The organism is Streptomyces huasconensis (genome assembly GCF_021028635.1).
In the GTDB taxonomy this organism is placed as follows: domain Bacteria; phylum Actinomycetota; class Actinomycetes; order Streptomycetales; family Streptomycetaceae; genus Streptomyces; species Streptomyces huasconensis.
Genome location: NZ_CP086119.1, coordinates 7,793,820 through 7,813,676, shown reverse-complemented (window position 1 = coordinate 7,813,676; position 19,857 = coordinate 7,793,820). Strand labels below are relative to the sequence as shown.

Genomic DNA, 19,857 nt, shown 5'->3' with positions numbered 1-19,857 from the left:
GCCCGCTCCCCGCTCACACGGCGCGTTCGCGACCCTTCCAGTAGGGGTCGCGCAACCGGCGTTTGTAGAGCTTGCCGTTGGGGTCGCGGGGCATCGTCGCGATGAAGTCGACGCTCTTGGGCCGTTTGTATCCGGCGAGCCGCCGCTCGCAGTGGGTGAGGATCTCGGCGGCGAGCGCGTCGTCGGCGGTCCATCCCTCGGCGGCCTCGACGACCGCCTTGACCTCTTCGCCCCAGTCGTCGTGCGGGATGCCGAAGGCGGCGGCGTCGGCGACCGCCGGGTGGGTGAGCAGCGCCGATTCGATCTCCGCGGGGTAGATGTTCACCCCGCCCGAGATGATCATGTCGATCTTGCGGTCGCGCAGGAAGAGGTAGCCGTCCTCGTCGAGGAGGCCGAGGTCGCCGACGGTGAAGAAGTCGCCGATGCGGTTCTTCCTCGTCTTCGTCTCGTCCTTGTGGTACGAGAAGCCGCCGGTGGACATCTTCATGTAGACGGTGCCCAGCTCGCCGGGCGGCAGCCGGTTCCCGTCGTCGTCGAAGACCGCCAACTCGCTGATGGGCCAGGCCTTTCCGACCGTGCCGGGCTTCTTCAGCCAGTCCTGCGCGGTGGCGAAGGCGCCGCCGCCCTCACTGGCCGCGTAGTACTCCTCGACGCACTCGCCCCACCACTCGATCATCGCCCGCTTCACGTGGTCGGGGCAGGGCGCGGCGCCGTGGATGGCGTGCCGCATGGACGACACGTCGTACGCGGCCTTCGTCGCGTCGGGCAGGGCGAGCAGGCGGTGGAACTGGGTCGGCACCATGTGGGTGTGGGTGCACCGGTGCGCGTCGATGAGGCGGAGCATCTCCTCGGGTGTCCACTTGTCCATCATGACCAGCGGGTGGCCGATGTGCAGGGCGGCGCCCGCGAACTGGAGCACGGCGGTGTGGTAGAGCGGTGAGCAGACCAGGTGGACGTTGCCGTCGAAGGGCTTGATGCCGAAGATGCCGAGGAAGCCGCCGAGGTAGGACTCCTCGGGGAGCTTGCCGGACAGGGGGCGGCGGATGCCGCGCGGTCGGCCCGTGGTGCCGGAGGTGTAGTTCATGACCCAGCCGAGGGTGCGGTCGGCGGGGGCGGACTCCGGTTGCCGGTAGAGGAGTTGGGGGTAGGGGCGGAAGCCGGGCACGGGGCCGACGGCGTAGCGGTGGGTCGCCGGCAGGCCCGCCTCGTCGGCCGCGGTGATGGCCGCGGCGGCGAACCTCTCGTGTGCGATGAGCACCTTGGCTCCGGAGTCGGCGACGATCCAGGCGATCTCGGGGCCGACCAGGTGGTGGTTGACGGGGACGAGGTAGAGCCCGGCCTGGGCGGCGGCCAGGTAGGCGGTGAGGAACTCCACGCCGTTGGGCAGGACGACGGCGAACGCGTCACCGCGCTCCAGGCCCGCCGCCCGCAGTCCGTGCACCAACTGGTTGACGGCGCCGTGCAGTCGGCCGGCCGTCCACTCGGTGCCGTCGGGGGCGACGAGGACGGTCCGGCCGGGGTCGGCGGTGGCCTGTGCCCAGAAGCCGTTGGGAGGTGTACCGGCGGATGCGCTCACGACTGACTGCCCCTTCCCGCGATGCGGTTGACTCGGTCGACGGCCCGCTCGAAGCCGCGCGTCAGATCGTCGAAGACGGCCTGGACGCCGCGTTCGCTGTTCATCCGGCCGACGATCTGTCCGACCGGGGTGCCGAGCAGCTCCCCCACCTCGTACTTCTGGATACGGGACACCGCCTCGGCGACCAGGAGCCCCTGGAGCGGCATCGGCAGCGGTCCCGGGCCCCGCGGGTCGTCCCACGCGTCGGTCCACCGCGTCCGCAGCTGCCGTGCCGGTTTGCCGGTCAGGGCGCGGGAGCGGACCGTGTCCCCGGAGCCCGCGGCCAGCAGTTTCCGGGTGAGGGCGGGCGAGTGCAGGTCGGCCTCGGTGGTGGTGAGCCACAGGGAGCCGAGCCAGACGCCCTGCGCGCCGAGCGCCAGCGCGGCCGCGATCTGCTCGCCGCTGCCGATGCCCCCGGCGGCGAGGACCGGCAGCGGCGCGACCGCCTCGACGGCCTCGGGGGTCAGCACCATGGTGGCGATCTCGCCGGTGTGGCCGCCCGCCTCGTACCCCTGCGCGACGACGACGTCGATGCCGGCGTCCGCGTGTTTGCGGGCGTGGCGGGCGCTGCCTGCCAGGGCGGCGACGAGGACGCCCTGGGTGTGGGCGCGCTCGATCACGTCGGGCGGGGGTGAGCCGAGCGCGTTGGCGAGGAGGCTGATCGGGTAGTCGAAGGCGACGTCGAGCTGGTTGCGGGCGACCTCCTCCATCCAGCCGGTGATGCGCCAGCCGGACGCCTCGCCCTCGGCGAGTTCGGGCACGCCGTGCTCGGCGAGGGTCTCCTCGACGAACCGCCGGTGCCCTTCGGGGATCATCGCCTCGACGTCGGCCTCCGTGACGCCCTCGACCTTCTTGGCGGGCATGACGACGTCGAGGCCGTAGGGCCGGTCGTCGACGTGCTCCTGCATCCAGTCGAGGTCCCTGGCCAGTTCGTCCGGCGCCGTGTAGCGGACCGCGCCGAGCACCCCGAACCCGCCCGCCCTGCTGATGGCGGCGGCCACCGCGGGAAAGGGCGTGAAACCGAAGATGGCGTGCTCGACTCCCAGTCTCCTGCTCAACTCCGTCTGCATGGGCGCAGGATGCCGCAGCGGTCCGGACGAGGGAAGAGATTTCTGATGCCTCGTCAGATAAATTGCCCTGCGCATCTCTGACCGATCGGTCAGACTTCCCACCGAGCGGTTAGTGTGGGGGCTGCTCGTCTACTGAGGGAGGACTGCGACATGGAACGCACGACATGCTGTGTGGTGGGCGGCGGCCCGGCCGGCCTGATGCTCGGACTGCTGCTGGCCCGGGCCGGCGTCGAAGTGACGGTCCTGGAGAAGCACGGCGACTTCCTGCGCGACTTCCGCGGCGACACCGTGCATCCGTCGACTCTGCGCCTGCTCGACGAACTCGGCCTCGGCGAGCGCTTCGCCCGCCTCCCCGCGCAGAAGCTGCGGGAGATGCGGATGCGCATCGACGACACCACCGTCGTCGCCGGGGACCTGCGGCACATCCCCGGCCGGCACAAGTACATCGCGATGGTCCCGCAGTGGGACTTCCTGGATCTGCTGGCGCGCGAGGCCGCCACCGAGCCGTCCTTCACGCTGCGGATGCGGACGGCGGCGACCGGCCTGCTCACCGACGCCTCGGGCAGGGTCACGGGTGTGCGGTACCTGACCGACGACGGCACGTCCGGCGAGCTGACCGCGGATCTGACCGTGGCGTGCGACGGCCGCCGCTCCCTGGTCCGCGCCGCCGCGGGACTCACCCCGACCGCGTACGACGTGCCGATCGACGTCTGGCAGGTCAGGGTGCCCGCGCCGCCGGACGCCTCGAAGAGCGGCCGCGTCTTCCTCTCCCTACGCGACGGCCAGATCGCCGCCACCATGGACCGCGGGGAGTACTACCAGACCTCCTACCTCATCGAGAAGGGCGCCGACGCCGAACTGCGGGCCCACGGCATCGACTGGTTCCGCGACCGCCTCGGCGCGCTGCTCGGCTGGGACCGCGCGACGACCGCGGAGATCGGCTCCTGGGACGACGTGAAACTCCTGGAGGTCACCATGGACCGCCTGCCCCGCTGGTACACGCGGGGGCTGCTCTGCATCGGCGACGCCGCGCACACCATGTCGCCGGTCGGTGGCGTCGGCGTCAACCTCGCCGTGCAGGACGCCGTCGCGGCGGCCCGCGTCCTGGCCGGGCCGCTGCGGCGGGGCGACGTGGACGTACGCGACCTGGCGCGGGTCCAGAAGCGGCGCCTGCTGCCGACCGTGGTGACGCAGAAGCAGCAGCTCGCCGAGCACGAGATGCTGCTGAGGCCCGCCCTGGCGGGAACACTGCGCGGCGACCGGCTCCCCGTGCCGCTGCGGATGCTGCGCCGGGTACCCCCGCTGCGGACGGTGGCGGGCTATCTCGGCGGCGTGGGCGTGCGGCCCGAGCACGCGCCGCGGTTCGCCCGGCGCGGCCTCAGCCGGTGACCCGGTCCGCCTCCTCCCGCGTGAGGTCGGCGTAGAGGCGGAAGACGGCAGGCCGGGAGCCGCCGTCCTCCTCCCGGGCGCGCAGGGCGGCCCAGCAGCGGGCGACCAGCTCCCGGGCCTGCGCGCCGGGCCAGGGGCGGGGCAGCAGTTCGGGGGGCAGGAGCGGGTCGGGTTCCATGGCACGGCTCAGCTCGGCCGCCAGTTCGATGGCGAGGGTGAGGAGTTCGGCCGGGGCGAGCGCGGCGGAACCCGTGAGCCGCTTCAGGCGCGGGCGGGCGATCCGGGCGAGGCGGTGGTAGCGGTCGGCGATCTCGGGCAGGGGCCAGAGGGCGCGGGCCAGTTCGACGGGATCACGCGTCGCGCCCCTGCGCAGGTCCGTCGTGGTGAGGAGGGTGAGCGCGTCGTGCACGGCCATGCGGCGGGCCGCGTCCTCGACGTACGGCTCCCAGGCGTTGGCGCAGACGTACAGGCCGCCTTGGAGCGGGGAGCCGCCGAGGTGGAGGAGCGTCTCGCGCAAGGAGTCCCGTGCGGTGCGCGCGGATTCGGGGACCGCGAAGGCGGCCAGGTGCCAGACGCCGTCCCACGGCGCCTCACCGGCGTCCTGCCGAAACGCGTGCCGCAGGAAGTCCGCGTTCGGGGCGAGGGCGCGCACGGTGTCCTCGGTGGCGCGCAGCTCGGCCTTGCGGCCGCGGCCCTCGTGCGTGAACCGGCCCTCGGCGACCAGACGTTTGACGCAGAGCCTGACCTGTTGGTCGCTCATGCCGAGGGTGTTGGCCACGGTGTACAGCTCATCGGCGGCGACGGTGCCGTCCTCGCGGATCAGCGCGTGCACGAGCATGCGCGTGGGCACCTCGACCTGGTCCGCCTCTGCGCTCACCGCTCCACGGTTCCTTTCGTCACTCACGCCGCCTCTCCCGGGTCCAGGGTGCGGCGCATGGTGGTCACCGCGCCGAAGCCGAGCAGCCTCCGCAGGTAGGGCGTGCGTTCCGTCCGTACCGCCGTGAAGCCGCGACGCTCGTACAGGGCTCTGGCGCGCGGGTTGGTGTCGATCACGTCCAGTCTGATCTCCCGGCAGCCCGCCTCCGTCGCCAGGGCGGCCACTTCCCGGAGCAGGAGGCTGCCGACCCCGCGGCCCCGCATGCGCGCGTCCACGGCGATGCCGTCCATCACGAGTTGCCCGGGGGCCGGACTGCGCTCGAAGAGGGCGAGGAGCAGGAGCCGGGGCAGGCCCCGTATCCGACCGTACGCCCGCAGCACGGCGGCGGCCGATCCCCCGGTGAGGGAGCGCCCGTCGAGCTGGTAGCCGGCCAGGCCGACGAGTTCTCCGTCGAGCAGGGCGCACACCGCGCGCTCGGGATCGAGGTGGGCCGCGATGAAGGGCACCGCCTTGTCCGGGGGGTTCAGGGCGGGGCCAAGTTTACGGCCGAAGGCCTCCCAGTACAGCGCGGCCGCGCGGGGCTCGGCGCCCGCCGGGACGCCTCGCCGGACCGTGACCGATCCGCCGCCGCCCCCGCTTCCGCCCGCACCCGCGTACCCGCTCCTGTCCCTCTCGTCGGCTTCCATGACGCCGCCTCTCTCCCCGTGTCACCGGCGACGCACGTCGCCACCGGACTCCGTCGGCAGACTCGAAACTATCACTTCACTTACGGCCGTGGAAAGAGTGATAGTTTCCGTGCCCCGTAGCCGTAGACACTCCCAGGGGAGGCCCATCCGTGCGCCCACCGATCGCGTTCCGTCGGCGAGCACTCCGTATCGTCCTGTGGTCACTCGTCGCCGCTCTGATCCTCGCCGCGGGGCTCGGTGGCGTGGTGCTGTGGCAGCACTCGTACGCCATGGACGAGCGACGGGTGACGATCCGTCACGGGGGCCACACCCTGCACGGCGTGCTCACCACTCCGAGAGACGGCCGCGCGCGCCACGGCCTGGTCGTGTACGTCCACGGCGACGGGCCGGTCGACGCCACCCACGAGGACGGCTACAAACCCATGTGGGAGGCGAACGCCCGCGCCGGTTACGCCTCCCTCTCCTGGGACAAGCCCGGCGTCGCGGGCGCCCCCGGCGACTGGCTCGGGCAGTCCATGGCGGACCGGGCCGACGAGGTGGCCGCCGCCATCGCCTGGGCCCGCGCCAGACCGGACATCGACGGCCGGCGGATCGGGCTGTGGGGCGCGAGCCAGGCGGGCTGGGTCCTGCCGAAGGTCGCGGCGAAGACGCCGGTGAGCTTCGTCGTCGCCGTCTCACCCGCGGTCAACTGGCTCCGCCAGGGCCGCTACCACCTCCTCGCGCAGTTGCGGGCCGACGGCGCGTCCCGCGGTCGCGTGGCCGCCGAAGTGGCGGAGAGCGACGCCACCCGGCGGCTGTTGGAGCGCCGCGCGACCTTCGAGGAGTACGTGCGGGCGCGAGGCGGTGACGCCGACGGCATGACGGCCGCGCGCTGGGGCTTCATCTCCCGCAATTACCGCGCGGACGCGACAGGCGACCTGCGGTCCCTGCGGGGTGTACCGGTGCTGCTGGTCCTCGCGGGGCACGACCTCAACGTGGACACGGCCGACACGGAACGCGTCTACCGCAAGGTGCTCGCGGGCGGCGGCGCCCTCACCGTCGAGCACTATCCGGACGCGGCCCACTCCCTGGTCAAGCGGTCCGTCGAGCGGTCCGGCCCGAGGACCACGCTCACCGCGCTCTTCGCCCCTCGCGCGCTCTTCGCCGACGGGTTCCTGGACGACCAGCGGCTGTTCCTGCACGGCCTCAGCGGCCCCGAGCGGCCCTGAGCGGTTCAGCCGCGGCGCTCGACGGCGTACAGCGTGAACGTGACCAGTTCGTCCGCGGCGGCGTCGAGGTCGAGTTCCGGGTGGGCGAGCCACTGCCCGATCACCCCGTCGATCGCGCCGCCGATGGCGAGGGCGATGGTCGGCGGGTCGAACTCCCTGAAGACGTCCGCCTGTTGACCGGCGGCCAGGAGATCGGCGAGGGCGTTCCAGCGGCCCGCCGTGTCATGGCCGCCGGGGTTCTTGAGCCGGGTGCCCTCGGCGTCGTCGAGGAGCATCTCGGTGATGACACGCACGTGGCGGCGGTTGTCCCGCTGATAGCCGATCATCGCCCGGACGTAGGCGACGAGGGCCGCGCGCGGGTCCGGCGCCGCGGCCACCTTCTCGTTCACGTACGCGGTGAACCGTTCGACGACGTACGTGAGGGTGGCCCGGGCGAGATTGTCCTTGGACGTGAAGTGGTAGAGCACCGCGGCCTTGGAGAGGCCCGCGCGCTCGGCGATCGCCGCGAGTGACGTCGCCGGATACCCCTTGGCGGAGATCAGGTCGATCGTGCACTCGATGAGCTGACCGCGGCGGGCCTGTTCGATGAAGGTCGGGGTGCCGTCCCCGCGGCGGGAAGCCATCGTGGCGCCCCTCTCCTCGCTCGCGCCGGTGATCGACGTCCGACCGTACACCAGTGGCTACTGCCCCAGCGCGGCCATGGCGGCGTTGTGCCCCGGGATGCCGCTGACCCCGCCGCCGCGCACGGCGCCCGCCCCGCACAGCAGGACGTTCGGGTGCCGGGTCGCCACGCCCCACCGCCCGCTGCCCTCCTCGGCGTAGGGGAAGGCGAGGTCGCCGTGGAAGATGTGGCCGCCGGGCAGCCGCAGGTCCCGTTCCAGGTCGAGCGGCGTCTTCGCCTCGACGCAGGGGCGGCCCTCCGCGTCGAGCGCGAGGCAGTCGGCGAGCGGTTCGGCGAGGTGGGCGTCGAGCCGGGCGAGTGTCGCCGTCAGGAGGTCGGCGCGCACGGCCTCGTTGTCCCGGGCGAAGAGCCGGGCGGGTGTGTGCAGGCCGAAGAGGGTGAGGGTCTGGTGGCCGCGCTCGACGAGGTCGGGGGCGAGGACCGTCGGGTCGGTGAGCGAGTGGCAGTAGATCTCGGAGGGCGGCGCGGTGGGCACGGTGCCGTCGGCGGCCTGGGCGTAGGCCGCCGCCAGCTCCTCGTACCCCTCGGCGATGTGAAAGGTCCCGGCGAACGCCTCGTGCGGCTCGACGGACCTGTCGCGCAGCCTCGGCAGCCGCTTGAGCACCATGTTGACCTTGAACTGGGCGCCTTCGGCGGGCGCGGGCGGCTCCTCGCCGAGGAGGGCGGCGAGGGCCTGCGGGGAGGCGTTGACCAGGACGTGCCGGGCGGCGACGGTCCGCTCACCGCGGTCGCCTTCGCGGTACGTGACCTCGCCGCGCCGCCCGTCGGTGTCGATCCGCGTCACCTCGCAGCCCGTCCGCAGCCGTGCGCCCGCGGCGCGCGCCGCGTCGGCGATGGCGTCGGTGAGGGCGCCCATCCCGCCGACCGGCACGTTCCAGTCGCCGGTGCCGCCGCCGATGACGTGGTAGAGGAAGCAGCGGTTCTGCCGCAGGGCCGGGTCGTGGGCGTCGGCGAAGGTGCCGATGAGGGCGTCGGTGAGGACGACTCCGCGCACGAGGTCGTCGGCGAAGCGCTCCTCGATCGCCGCGCCGATGGGCTCCTCGAAGAGGGTGCGCCAGGCGGTGGCGTCATCGACGCGGGCGCGCAGTTCGTCGCGGCTTGGCAAAGGTTCGGTGAGCGTGGGGAAGACGCGCCGGGCGACCTCGCCGGTCATGGCGTAGAAGGCGCGCCAGCTGTCGTACTCCCGGCTGCCCCCGGTGAGCCGCGCGAAGGCCTGCCGGGTGCGGGCCTCGCCGCCGCCGACGAGCAGACCGGTGGGGCGGCCCGCGCGTTCGGTCGGGGTGTACGAGGAGATGGTGCGCGTCCGCACCCTGAAGTCCAGGTCGAGATCCCGGACGATCTTCTTCGGCAGCAGGCTGACGAGGTACGAGTACCGGGACAGCCGCGCGTCGACCCCGGCGAAGGGCCGGCTGGACACAGCGGCGCCCCCGGTCCCGCCCAGCCGCTCCAGAACCAGCACGGACCGCCCGGCGCGGGCGAGGTAGGCGGCGGCGACGAGACCGTTGTGGCCACCACCGACGATGACGGCGTCGTACGCATCGCGATCAGGCATGACTCTTCCTAGCACGGTTGTGCTGAGGGGGAACCCTTGCGTGCCGGGGCCGCCCCCGGCCGTTTCACAGCCCCCCGGAGGCCCGCTGCTGTCGCAGTGCCGCCACCCGGCGGTACAGCTCGACCGCCTCCGTGCCGCGGCCCAGTTGTTGCAGGCAGTGCGCTTCGTCGTTGCGGCTGGCGAGGGTGTCGGGGTGGTCGGGGCCGAGGACCTGCTCCCTGGCGGCCGCCACCCCGCGGTACTCGGTGAGGGCGTCGGACCAGCGGCCGAGCCAGCCGAGGCCGACGGCGACCTCGCGGCGGCTCACCAAAGTGTCGGGGTGGTCGGGGCCGAGGGCCCGTTCCCGCAGGGCGCACACGTCCCGCGCCTCCGCCAGGGCCTCCTCCCAGCGGCCCTGGCGGCCGAGGTTCACCCCGAGGCCGTGCCGGGCCCGCAGCGTCTCGGGGTCGGCGGGGCCGTTGACGCGCGTACGGTCGTCGATCAGGTCGCGGTACAGCTCCAGGGCCTCGGCGCTGCGGCCGAGCCTGCCGAGACTTATGCCGACCTCGTAGCGGGCGGCGAGCGTGTCGGGGTGGTCGGGGCCGAGCGCCCGCACCCGGGCGTCGGCGACTTCCCGGTACGTCTGCAGCGCCTCCGGCCAGCGGCCCAACTGGCCGAGCGCGTACGCCACTTCGTACCGCGTGACGAGGGTGTCGGGGTGGGCTGGGCCGAGCACCCGCGCCCGGGCCGCCGCCACCTGTTCCGCCAGCCGGTAGGAGTCCTCCAGGCGGCCGAGGCGGCTGAGGTTGTACGCGAGGTTGTGGCGGCAGCGCAGGGTGTCCGGGTGGTCGGGGCCCGCCGTGCGTTCCCGGACGGCGAGCACCGAGGTGTACATCTGGTGGGCCTCGAAGTGCCGCCCGAGCTGGCCCAGTACGTACGCCATCTCCTGGCGGGCGGCGAGCGTCTCCGGGTGCTCGGCGCCGAGGGAGCGCTCCCGGCCCTGGGCGACCCGGCCGTACTCGCGCAGCGCGTCGGCGGCGCGGCCGGTGCGGCTGAGGGTGAACGCGACCTCGTACCGGCTGGCGAGCGTGTCGGGGTGGTCGGGGCCGAGGGCGTGCTCGCGCTCGGCGGCGACCGCGCGGTGCACCTCGCCCGCCTCCTCCCAGCGCCCGAGCCGGCCGAGGCTGAGGCCCGCGTTGTGGCGGCCGGCGAGGGTGGCGACCAGCTCCGGCGGCGGTGTGGGCCGCTCGGGCCTGCGGGGCACCGCCGCCCGGCGCGCGTCGGTGCGCGGGACCCACTCACCGGTGAGGCCGGCCGCCGCGTCGGGCGGCGTGACCCGCAGCGCGGAGGCGCCGGTCGCCTTGTGGCCGGTGGTCATGCCGCGGGTCCAGGAGGGCAGGCGCGGCTCACCGGCGAACGGCTGTTCGGGGCGGCGCAGCGGAGGGGTGGCGACGCTCGGGACGTACGAGGGTGTGGCGCGGCCCCCGGCGATGCGGCGGCGCACCTCCCGCGCGTCCGGCGGCCGGTCGGCCGGCTCCTTGGCGAGCAGGTCGAGGACGACGTCCTCGAAGTAGGCGGGCAGTTCGGCGCGGTGGCTGCGCGGTGGCGCGGGCGCGGTGTCCCGGTGGCCGACGAGGACGGCCCAGGCGTCCTCCAGGTCGAAGGGCGGGGCCCCGGTGGCGATCTCGTAGAGCACGCAGCCGAAGGAGTACAGGTCGCTGCGCTGGTCGACGGGTTCGCCGCCGATCTGCTCGGGCGACATGTAGTGCGGGGTGCCCATGGCGATGCCGGTGCCGGTGAGGCGGGAGGTGAAGCCGATGTCGGCGCCGAGCCGGGCTATGCCGAAGTCGCATATCTTCACGGTGCCGTCGGAGAGCAGCATGATGTTGGCGGGCTTCAGGTCCCGGTGCACGATGCCCTGGTCGTGGGTGTACGCGAGGGCGGCGGCGACCTGGTCGGCGATCTCGACGACGTCGGCGACGGGCAGCGGGTGCTGTTTGTTGTCCTCCAGAAGCTGGCTGAGGTTGCGGCCCTCCAGAAGCTCCATCACCAGGTACAGCACGCCGTCGTGCTCGCCGAAGTCGTGGACGACGGTGACGCCGCGGTGCTGGAGCGCCGCCGCGACGCGCGCCTCGCGCCGGAAGCGCTCGCGCAGCACGCGCGTGAACGACTGGTCGTGCTGGGGCCCCATCGGCTTGAGGCACTTGACCGCCACGTGCCGCCCGAGCGACTCGTCACGTGCCCGCCACACCTCGCCCATGCCGCCGCGCCCGATCAGATCCAGGAGCCGGTAGCGGCTCTGGATCAGCCTGGTGTCCGCCATGTCGCGCTGTCGCCCCCGTCGCCTCGCTGCGCCCTCCCCGGCCCGTCCAGTATGGCGTCCCCCCTGTCGAGTTTGTACGGGGCCGGGCGGCTGCCGGGACCGAGGCGGGCCATGGCGCCGAGGATGTGCTTCGGCGGAAGTTGCCAGCGCACACGCGCGGGGACGGTGCGCAGGATGGTGCCGGTGCGGACCAGGCGACGGGTCACCACGGCGGCCGGTGGGGCGGTTCTGCCGTACAGCCGGTGGGCGTACGGCGGCAGGGAGGCATACGCCAGATCGGCCACGCGCCGCCACAGCAGGGCGCGCGCCGGGGTGAGCAGCGGGTGTGTGGGCGGCCTGCGGAGGAAGTCGTCGACGGCGCGGGCGTCGGGCCCGGCGGCGAGTTCGGGGCGGACCCGCGCGAAGTACGCGGCGAGTTCGGCCGTCGAGCCGGGGACCTGACCGGGGTCGAGGCCGACCAGCCGGGCGCTGCGGCGGTGTTCGTCGACGTACCGGTCGGCGAGCCCGTCCGGCATCCGGATGCCCGAGCGGCGTACGACATGGAGGTAGGAGTCGATCTCGGCGCAGTGCACCCAGAGCAGCAGCGGCGGTTCGTCGACGCCGTACCGCTCCCCCGTGTCCGGGTCGGTGGCCCCGAGCATCGCGTGGATCTTGCGGACGCGGGCGCCCGCCCTCTCGGCGGCCTCGGTGGTGCCGTAGGTGGTGGTGCCGACGAAGCGGGCGGTGCGCATCAGACGCCCCCAGGCGTCCTCGCGGAAGTCGGAATTTTGCATCACGCCGCGGACGGCTCGGGGGTGCAGGGCCTGGAGGTAGAGGGCGCGGATGCCGGCGACCCACATCATGGGGTCGGAGTGCACCTGCCAGGTCACGGACGCCGGCCCGAAGAGACCGGGGTCGGGCTCCTGCGCGGACTCGGGCATGGCGCGTCCCCTCTTGACGGGTGTCTCGTACACCAACGCGCATGGCGCGCGCGGAGTTCCCACGACGAGCCGGAAGTACGATCTTCCGGCTCGATCACCTGTCGCCCTTGCCCACCTGTCGCCCTTGAGGAAAGACCGCAGCGGCTCCATCCGGGAGAGCGCCGAGAAGTGCGCCTGCTGCCACCGCGGCACCGGGTACATCTGCACCGCGACCTTCTACACCGCCCAAGAGACCGACGGACGCTTCTGCCCCTGGTGCGTCGCCGACGGCTGCCGCCGCACGCTTCGAAGGCGAGTTCACCGCCTCAGCGGGCCAACGGCACCGTGATCTGCTTCAGCCACGCGCGGCGGCCGAAGTCACGGGCCTTGATGACGACGGAGTCCCTGTGCACCTCGACCTGGAGGCCCTGGTTGAAGGAGCCCTCGACGGCGACCTCGCCGCCCTTGCCGTCATCGCGGTAACCGGTCTGGATGGCGCCGGTGTTGACCACCGTGAACCCGCTGAGGTTGGCCGTGCCGGGCACGACGCGGCGTACCACCCAGTCGGACAGATCGAGGTCCCAGTGGGTGTGGCCGGAGAAGAGGAAGACGTCGGGGTGGCGGCCGAGCAGGTTCAGGAGGCGGTCGGCCTGGAGGTAGTCGCTCGCGTAGAGCTTGTTGCGGGTGCCGGAGACGGTGTTGGGCAGCGGATGGTGGGTGACGACCATGACCGGCCTGCGGCGGCGCGACCAGTACCGCAGGCGGTCCTCGAGCCACGCGAACTGCGCGTCGCTGAGCCAGACCTCGTCCCAGAGTTTCGCGTCGTGGTAGTGGGCGTAGCGCTCGGTGCCGAGGGTGAGGACCGGGACGGAGCCGAAGGAGGTCTCCGCGTGCACCGTGCCGCGCTCCGCGAACCGGTGGAAGCTGCGGAAGAGCGAGTCCTCGGTGGTCCCGTTGGGCCAGGTGTCCTGCGCCAGGGTGTCGGGGTCGCGCCATTTCGGCACGTAGAACTCGTGGTTGCCGATCGCCCAGGCCGTGTCGCGGGGGTGCGGGTGCCGCCCGAGTTCGGCGCGTACCTGCGCGTACTCGAAGTCGTAGCCGCGCGGCGTGATGTCGCCCGCGACGGCGAGGCCGGCGCTGCGCGGGTTGATCGCCGCGATGTCGTCCAGGGCCCGGCCGAAGTCCCGCAGGTCGCCCTGGATGTCGCTGATGACGTTGAACCGCACGACGTCCCGGCCGCCGCTTTCCTCGGCACGCGTGCCGGGGAGGGCGTGGGCCTGCGGGGCGACGGCGGCGGTCGCCAACGCGCCGCCGCTCGTCGCGAGAAGGGTTCTGCGGTCCATGCCTGGGCTCCAGTGGTGAGGTGCGGGGGTGTTCCGCCGCGAACCTCACGGGAGGGGGTGCCTTCCCCGTCACGTACGAGCGGCGTACGCGTGGAGAGAGCGTGAACACCTGACGCGCGCTGCCCGGTTCCCGTCGCCGCCCGCCCGAACCGCTGCCGCTGCTGACAGAGGCAAGGAAATGACAAAGGCAAGGAGAGTTGTCTCCTTGCCACTCTCAACTTATAGCGCACCGGGGGGCTTGCGGCAAGGCCCCGGTGGTGCCGCAGAATCATCGGCCGAAGCCCCCACCTGCGGAGATGAGGACACGACGTGCCCAGTGCAGTGCCAGCACGACAGAACACGGCAGCCGGCCCGGGAGGTGCCGCGAGGAGCGGGCAGGACGTGGCGGATCTCCACGAGCGGTACGTGGTGGACCTCCGGGACATCGAAGAGACGCGGATCGCGGTGGTCGGCGGCAAGGCCGCACACCTGGGCGGGCTGTCACGGATCGAGGGCATCCGCGTGCCGGACGGCTTCTGCGTGACGACGGACGCCTTCCGGCGGGCCATGGCGGACGTACCGTCGCTCGACGACCGGCTCGACTGGTTGTCGCGCCTGGACCCGGACGACCAGGAGGGGCTCCGCACGCTGAGCGCGGAGGTCCGCCGGATCATCGAAGAGGCGCCCGTCCCGGACGCTCTCGCGGCGGCCGTCACCCGCGCCCTGGCCCGGTTCGGCGGACAAGAGGCCTACGCCGTACGGTCCAGCGCGACGGCGGAGGATCTGCCGACGGCCTCCTTCGCGGGTCAGCAGGACACCTACCTGAACGTCGTGGGGGCGGCGGCGATCCTGCGGCACATCAGCCGGTGCTGGGCCTCGCTGTTCACCGAGCGGGCGGTGACGTACCGCCGGCGCAACGGCATCGACCACCGGGTGGTCCACATGGCCGTGGTCGTGCAGCGGATGGTCCTCCCGCGGGCGGCCGGCGTCCTGTTCACGGCCGACCCGGTCACGGGTGAGCGCGAGGTGGCCACCGTGGACGCCGGCTTCGGCCTGGGCGAGGCCCTGGTCTCCGGTCTGGTGAACCCGGATGTCTACAAGGTGCGGCGCGGCGAGGTCGTCGACAGGAAGATCGCCGCCAAGCAGCGTGCCGTACAGGCGCTGCCGGGCGGTGGTACGCGGGACGTGGCCGTCGACGCGCGGCGGCAGGAGGAGCCGGCGCTGACGGATGCCCAGGTCGTGGAGCTCGTACGGCTCGGGCGGCGGATCGAAGCAGACTTCGGGCGGCCGCAGGACATCGAGTGGTGTCTGGCCGATGACGGCTTCCACATCGTCCAGAGCCGGCCGATCACCACGCTGTTCCCCGTTCCGGAGGCCGACGACGAGGAGAACCACGTCTACGTCTCTGTCGGTCACCAGCAGATGATGACCGACCCGATGAAGCCGCTGGGGCTCTCCATGTGGCAGCTGACGGCCATGGTCCCGATGCGGGCCGCAGGCGGCCGGCTGTTCGTCGACGTCACCCGGCGCCTGGCCTCGCCCGCGAGTCGCCCCGCCCTGCTGGACGTGGTGGGGAGAGCCGATCCGCTGACCAGGGACGCGCTGGAGACCGTCCTCGACCGCGAGGACTTCGTCCCGTCCCTCCCGGACGACGGGCCCGCCGGTCCGCCCGCCGGCGGCGCCCCCGCCCCTGTCGCCACCGATCCGGCCGTCGTCACCGAACTGATCGAGCGCAGTCGTGCCTCCCTCGCCGCCCTGGAGCGCGGCATCCGGGGCCTGACCGGGCCGGCGCTCTTCGACTTCCTGCTGGAGGCCTTCGAAGAGCACCGTCGCGTCCTCGGCGACCCGCTGAACATGCGGGCGATCATGGCGGGCATGGACGCCACGTGGTGGCTCAACGACAAGCTGCTGGAGTGGCTGGGCGAGAAGAACGCGGCCGACACGCTCACGCTGTCCGCCCCGGGCAACGTCACGTCGGAGATGGGGCTCGCGCTGCTCGATGTCGCGGACGCGGTCCGCCCGCATCCGGAAGTGGTGGCGTACCTCGAGGGCGTCGAGGACGACGGCTTCCTGGACGGCCTCGCGAAGCTCCCGGGCGGGAGCGAGGCACGCGACGCCATCGAGGCCTACCTCGACCGGTACGGCATGCGCTGCGTCGGCGAGATCGACATCACCAGGCCGCGGTGGCGCGAGCACCCCACGGCGCTCGTGCCCGTGATCCTCGACAACGTACGGAACTTCGGTCCGGGCGCGGCCGAGCGGCGCTTCGAGCAAGGCCGCCAGGAGGCCCTGCGGAAGGAGGAAGACGTCCTGACGCGCCTGCGGGCCCTGCCGGACGGGGAGCGGAAGGCCGACGAGACGAAACGGATGATCGACCGGGTGCGGACCTTCATCGGGTACCGGGAGTACCCCAAGTACGACATCGTCTGCCGCTCCTTCGTCTACAAGCGGGCCCTGCTGGCGGAGGCCGAGCGCCTCGTGCGGGCCGGCGTGCTCGCCGAGAAGGAGGACTCCTTCTACCTCACGTTCCAGGAGTTGCACGACGTCGTGCGCTCCGGGCGGGTGGACGAGCGGGTCATCCAGGAGCGCAAGGACGCGTTCCGCACGTATCAGACGCTCACCCCGCCCCGCGTGCTCACGTCGGACGGCGAGGCCCTCTCCGGGTCGTACCGGCGGGACGACGTGCCGGACGGTGCCCTGGTCGGCCTGCCGGTCTCCGTCGGGACCGTCGAGGGCAGGGCCCGCGTGGTCCTCGACATGGCGGACGCCGATCTGGAGCCGGACGACATCCTGGTCACGGCCTTCACCGACCCCAGTTGGTCACCCCTGTTCGTCGCGATCAAGGGCCTGGTGACGGAGGTGGGCGGCGTGATGACGCACGGCGCGGTGATCGCCCGTGAGTACGGGTTGCCGGCCGTCGTCGGGGTGGAGCAGGCGACGCGGCTGATCCGCGACGGGCAGCGAATCCGCGTGCACGGAACCGACGGGTACGTCGAGATCCTGTCCTGACCGGCCCTGGGGGGCGCGGGCGGCGGTCACCACGGGTCAGCGGCGGACGCGAGGCATGCCCAGGCCGATCCAGGAGATGATCTCGCGCTGGATCTCGTTGTTGCCGCCGCCGAAGGTGAAGATCACGGCGGAGCGGTAGCCGCGCTCCAGGTCGCCGCGGAGGACCGCGCCCGCCGAGCCCTCCTTCAGGGCGCCCGCCGCGCCGACGACCTCCATGAGCCAGGCGTACGCGTCCCTGCGCGCCTCGGAGCCGTAGACCTTGACGGCGGAGGCGTCCTGGGGGGTGAGGGTGCCTTCCTGGACGGCGTTCACCATCTGCCAGTTGAGGAGCTTCATCGCGTCGAGCCGGGCGTGCGTCCTCGCCAGGCTCCGGCGGACCCAGGCGAGGTCGATGACGCGGCGGCCGTCGGTGAGCTTGGTGTCCATGGCCCAGCGCTGTACGTCGTGCAGGGCGCGGATGGCCGTGGTGCCGTGGGCGGCGAGGGTGACGCGTTCGTGGTTGAGCTGGTTGGTGATCAGCCGCCAGCCCTTGTTCTCCTCGCCGACGCGGCGGGAGACCGGGACGCGGATGTTCTCGTAGTAGCTGGCGGTGGTGTCGTGCGAGGCGAGGGTGTTGATGAGGGTGCAGGAGTAGCCGGGGTCGCTGGTGGGGACGAGGAGCATCGTGATGCCCTTGTGGAGCGGGACGCCGTCCTCGGGGGCGGCGGTGCGGACGGCGAGCCAGACCCAGTCGGCGGTGTCGCCGTTGGTGGTCCAGATCTTCTGTCCGTTCACGACGTACTCGTCGCCCTCCCTGACCGCCTTGGTCTTGAGCGCGGCGAGGTCGGTGCCGGCGTCGGGTTCGCTGTAGCCGATGGCGAAGTCGAGTTCCCCGGAGAGGATCTTCGGCAGGAAGTAGCCCTTCTGCTCCGCCGTGCCGAACCGCATGATCGTGGGGCCGACGGTGTTGAGGGCCATGAGGGGCAGCGGGACGCCGGCCTGCGCGGCCTCGTCGAAGAAGATGAACTGCTCCATGGGCGTGAGGCCCCGCCCGCCGTACTCCTCGGGCCAGCCCACGCCGAGCCAGCCGTCCGTGCCCAGGCGGCGGATGGTCTCGCGGTAGAACCGCTTCCGGGCGGCGGGGTCGGCGTGGCGCGCGTGCACGTCGTCCGGCACCAGTTCGGCGAAGTACGCGCGCAGCTCGGTGCGCAGCTGCTGCTGCTCGGGCGTGTATTCGAGGTGCACGGCCCCTCCAGGCTCTGACTGGCTCGCTCGGCCCCGGACTTGACGGCTCGACGGCTGGACGGCGCACACAGTAGAACGCGTTGCAGAAATAGGGAATGCCGGTGACGCGAGCGGTGCACACGGCTGCGCTCTGCTCCCGGTTGCGAGTGAGGGTGTCGTGACCGTCACGAGGGCCGGACAGCACGCCCAGCGAGCAGGCGGCGGCACAAGGGAGCCCCGCCGCGACGGGGGAGACGCGGCGGGGCCCACCTTTCGAGTGCCCGCTCCGAAGCCGGTCACACGCATGGAGCGGCACCTCCTTGCGACCAGTTGCGGCGGCCCCGCCGCGCACGCGCCGCCCAGGGAGGCTTCTCCCCAGCTCAGCGGGGCGCGGGCCGGCGGGGCGCCTCATCGTCCGGCTCGTCGGGGTTACGTGAACCTCAGGCGTACGTCCGCCTCCCCCGCCGATGGGCGACCTCGCCCAGCACCACGTCCACGACGAGGAACGCCGCCAGCGGGATGCCGAGCAGTGGCACGAAGTAGCCGAGGACCGCGATCGCGGCCATCAGCGGGACCAGGATGTACGCCGGTACGTCCTGCCAGGCGCCACGTGCCATGGGGCGGCCGAAGGAGGAGCCGCGGCCGCGCTGCCACCACATGCGGTAGCCCCACACGATCAGCAGGATCAGGCCGAGCGCGAGCGCGGCGAGTGCGAGCTGGTTGACGACGCCGAAGAGCGAACCCGCGTGCGCGTCGATGCCCCAGCGCGTCAGCTTCGCCAGCACGGGATAGTCGTCGAACCGCAGGACATCGGTCACCTTGCCGTTCGCCGGGTCCACCGCGACCGAGTCCTGCTGCACGGGCCAGGTGCGCTGGATCCGCTTGACGACATACGCCGACGCCCCGGACGGTTCGACGGGCGGGACGATCTCCACCGGGTCCGAAAGCCCTTGGGCACGGGCGGACTTCAGGACCGCGTCGAGACCCACGTCGGCCGGGCGCTTGCCGCCATCGGAGCCCGGGGGCGCCGAGGTGCCCGCACCGCTCGCCCCGCCGTGCCCGGCGTGCTCCCCCGCGCCCTCCGGCCCCGGCTCCGCTCCCGGTGTGACGCTCGCCGTCACCGCGGGCGTGGTCTGACCGAGGGCCTCTCGGAGGTCGGCGACGCTCTGGCCCGCGTACGTCGACCAGGTCAACCCCGTCGCGGACAGGATGAACAGCCCGAGTGCCGTCCAGACGCCCACCGTGCCGTGCAGGGACAGTGTGCGGCGGCGGCCCGTGGTGTTCCGCACCTTGCGCTGCGCCCTGCGGCGCCCGTACCACAGGACGAGGCCGCCGCCGGCGATCACCCACAGCCAGCTGGCGGCGAGTTCGCTGTAGAGGCGGCCCGGCTCGCCGAGGTGCAGGTCGCGGTGGAGTTCGTCGATCCAGGTGCGCAGCGGCAGCGCGCCGGACGAGCCGTACTGCTCCAGGGCGCCGCGCACTTCGGCCGTGTACGGGTTCACGAAGACGGCGAGCGTGCGGTCGGGGTCGACGCCCGGCACGCCGGACAGCAGGACGCGCGTGGTGGCGCCCTCCTCCGGGGCGGGCCGGACCGCGCTGATCTCCCCCTCCGGGTGTGCCTCGCGGGCCGCGGCGACCTGCCGCTCCAGGGGCAGTTCGCGGCGGTCTTCCGCCACGGGCACGCGCAGTTCGTCGGCGTACACGTACTTCTCGACCTGGTACGAGCACGCGTACAGAAGGCCCGTCGTGGCGGCGACCAGGAGGAACGGCGCTATCAACAGCCCGGCGTAGAAGTGCAGCCGCAGCACCAGCGGACGCAGCGACGCCCAGCCGGACCGCTTGCCGACGGGCCGGGCCCGCGAGGCGAGGGGCGGCCGCGCGGGTTCGGGGGGCTGCCGTCCGTCGCCTTCGGCGAGGGTGGTGGGTTCGGCGGGCATGAGGCGTACTCCAGGATCGGTGGACCGTGGCCCGGCTGCGACCGGGCCGGTCCAGGAGTCGGCCCGCGCACCCGCCGAGTTCCCGCCGCCCTCTGTGACCTGCGCC

Annotated in this window: 15 protein-coding genes; 4 read left to right on the top strand and 11 right to left on the bottom strand. The window is 72.8% G+C overall.

The window, feature by feature from the left end; all coding sequences use genetic code 11:
• Positions 1-13: 13 nt before the first annotated feature.
• Positions 14-1,576 carry an acyl-CoA synthetase gene (locus J2N69_RS34695; protein WP_230904271.1) on the bottom strand — a complete coding sequence of 521 codons (1,563 nt, stop codon included), beginning with the start codon at positions 1,574-1,576 and terminating at the stop codon, positions 14-16.
• Complete coding sequence (locus J2N69_RS34690; RefSeq protein ID WP_230904270.1) at positions 1,573-2,685, bottom strand: NAD(P)H-dependent flavin oxidoreductase; 1,113 nt, start codon at positions 2,683-2,685, stop codon at positions 1,573-1,575. The genes J2N69_RS34695 and J2N69_RS34690 overlap by 4 nt, the downstream gene beginning before the upstream one ends.
• A gap of 150 nt (positions 2,686-2,835) precedes the next feature.
• On the opposite strand from J2N69_RS34690, the gene J2N69_RS34685 reads away from it, so the two are divergent.
• Positions 2,836-4,074: an FAD-dependent oxidoreductase gene (locus J2N69_RS34685; RefSeq protein WP_230904269.1), complete on the top strand. Its 1,239-nt coding sequence runs from the start codon at positions 2,836-2,838 to the stop codon at positions 4,072-4,074.
• Here the strand turns inward: J2N69_RS34685 and J2N69_RS34680 are convergent.
• Complete coding sequence (locus J2N69_RS34680; RefSeq protein WP_230904999.1) at positions 4,064-4,912, bottom strand: PaaX family transcriptional regulator C-terminal domain-containing protein; 849 nt, start codon at positions 4,910-4,912, stop codon at positions 4,064-4,066. The two genes, J2N69_RS34685 and J2N69_RS34680, sit on opposite strands and share 11 nt — an antisense overlap.
• 62 nt (positions 4,913-4,974) lie before the next feature.
• Positions 4,975-5,637, bottom strand: a complete 663-nt coding sequence (locus tag J2N69_RS34675) for a GNAT family N-acetyltransferase (protein ID WP_230904268.1) — start codon at positions 5,635-5,637, stop codon at positions 4,975-4,977.
• Between the two features lie 149 nt (positions 5,638-5,786).
• Between J2N69_RS34675 and J2N69_RS34670 the strand changes: the two genes are divergently transcribed.
• Positions 5,787-6,845 (top strand): alpha/beta hydrolase family protein, encoded by a 1,059-nt coding sequence (locus J2N69_RS34670; protein ID WP_230904267.1) that lies wholly within the window; start codon positions 5,787-5,789, stop codon positions 6,843-6,845.
• Between the two features lie 5 nt (positions 6,846-6,850).
• Here J2N69_RS34670 and J2N69_RS34665 read toward each other — a convergent pair whose 3' ends face one another.
• From J2N69_RS34665 to J2N69_RS34650, 4 genes are all read right to left on the bottom strand, one after another.
• A complete protein-coding gene (locus J2N69_RS34665; protein WP_230904266.1) occupies positions 6,851-7,468 on the bottom strand; it encodes a TetR/AcrR family transcriptional regulator in 618 nt (205 codons plus the stop codon).
• Positions 7,469-7,525: 57 nt separating this feature from the next.
• On the bottom strand, positions 7,526-9,079 hold the full coding sequence (locus J2N69_RS34660; RefSeq protein ID WP_230904265.1) for a phytoene desaturase family protein: 1,554 nt from the start codon (positions 9,077-9,079) through the stop codon (positions 7,526-7,528).
• Positions 9,080-9,143: 64 nt separating this feature from the next.
• On the bottom strand, positions 9,144-11,381 hold the full coding sequence (locus tag J2N69_RS34655; protein ID WP_230904264.1) for a serine/threonine-protein kinase: 2,238 nt from the start codon (positions 11,379-11,381) through the stop codon (positions 9,144-9,146).
• A complete protein-coding gene (locus tag J2N69_RS34650) occupies positions 11,363-12,301 on the bottom strand; it encodes an oxygenase MpaB family protein (RefSeq protein ID WP_230904263.1) in 939 nt (312 codons plus the stop codon). Before J2N69_RS34650 ends, J2N69_RS34655 begins: the two co-directional genes overlap by 19 nt.
• Here J2N69_RS34650 and J2N69_RS34645 point away from each other — a divergent pair.
• Complete coding sequence (locus tag J2N69_RS34645; RefSeq protein ID WP_330166847.1) at positions 12,204-12,629, top strand: CbrC family protein; 426 nt, start codon at positions 12,204-12,206, stop codon at positions 12,627-12,629. The two genes, J2N69_RS34650 and J2N69_RS34645, sit on opposite strands and share 98 nt — an antisense overlap.
• Here the strand turns inward: J2N69_RS34645 and J2N69_RS34640 are convergent.
• Positions 12,607-13,623 (bottom strand): metallophosphoesterase family protein, encoded by a 1,017-nt coding sequence (locus J2N69_RS34640; protein WP_230904261.1) that lies wholly within the window; start codon positions 13,621-13,623, stop codon positions 12,607-12,609. The genes J2N69_RS34645 and J2N69_RS34640 overlap by 23 nt on opposite strands.
• Positions 13,624-14,004: 381 nt before the next feature.
• Here J2N69_RS34640 and rph point away from each other — a divergent pair, with 381 nt between their 5' ends.
• A complete protein-coding gene (rph, locus tag J2N69_RS34635) occupies positions 14,005-16,611 on the top strand; it encodes a rifamycin-inactivating phosphotransferase (protein ID WP_230904260.1) in 2,607 nt (868 codons plus the stop codon).
• A gap of 36 nt (positions 16,612-16,647) precedes the next feature.
• Here the strand turns inward: rph and J2N69_RS34630 are convergent, their stop codons facing one another.
• A complete protein-coding gene (locus J2N69_RS34630; RefSeq protein ID WP_230904259.1) occupies positions 16,648-17,835 on the bottom strand; it encodes an acyl-CoA dehydrogenase family protein in 1,188 nt (395 codons plus the stop codon).
• 419 nt (positions 17,836-18,254) lie between these two features.
• Entirely contained in the window at positions 18,255-19,751 is a 1,497-nt protein-coding gene (locus tag J2N69_RS34625) for a PepSY-associated TM helix domain-containing protein (protein ID WP_230904258.1), read from the bottom strand.
• Positions 19,752-19,857: the final 106 nt, after the last annotated feature.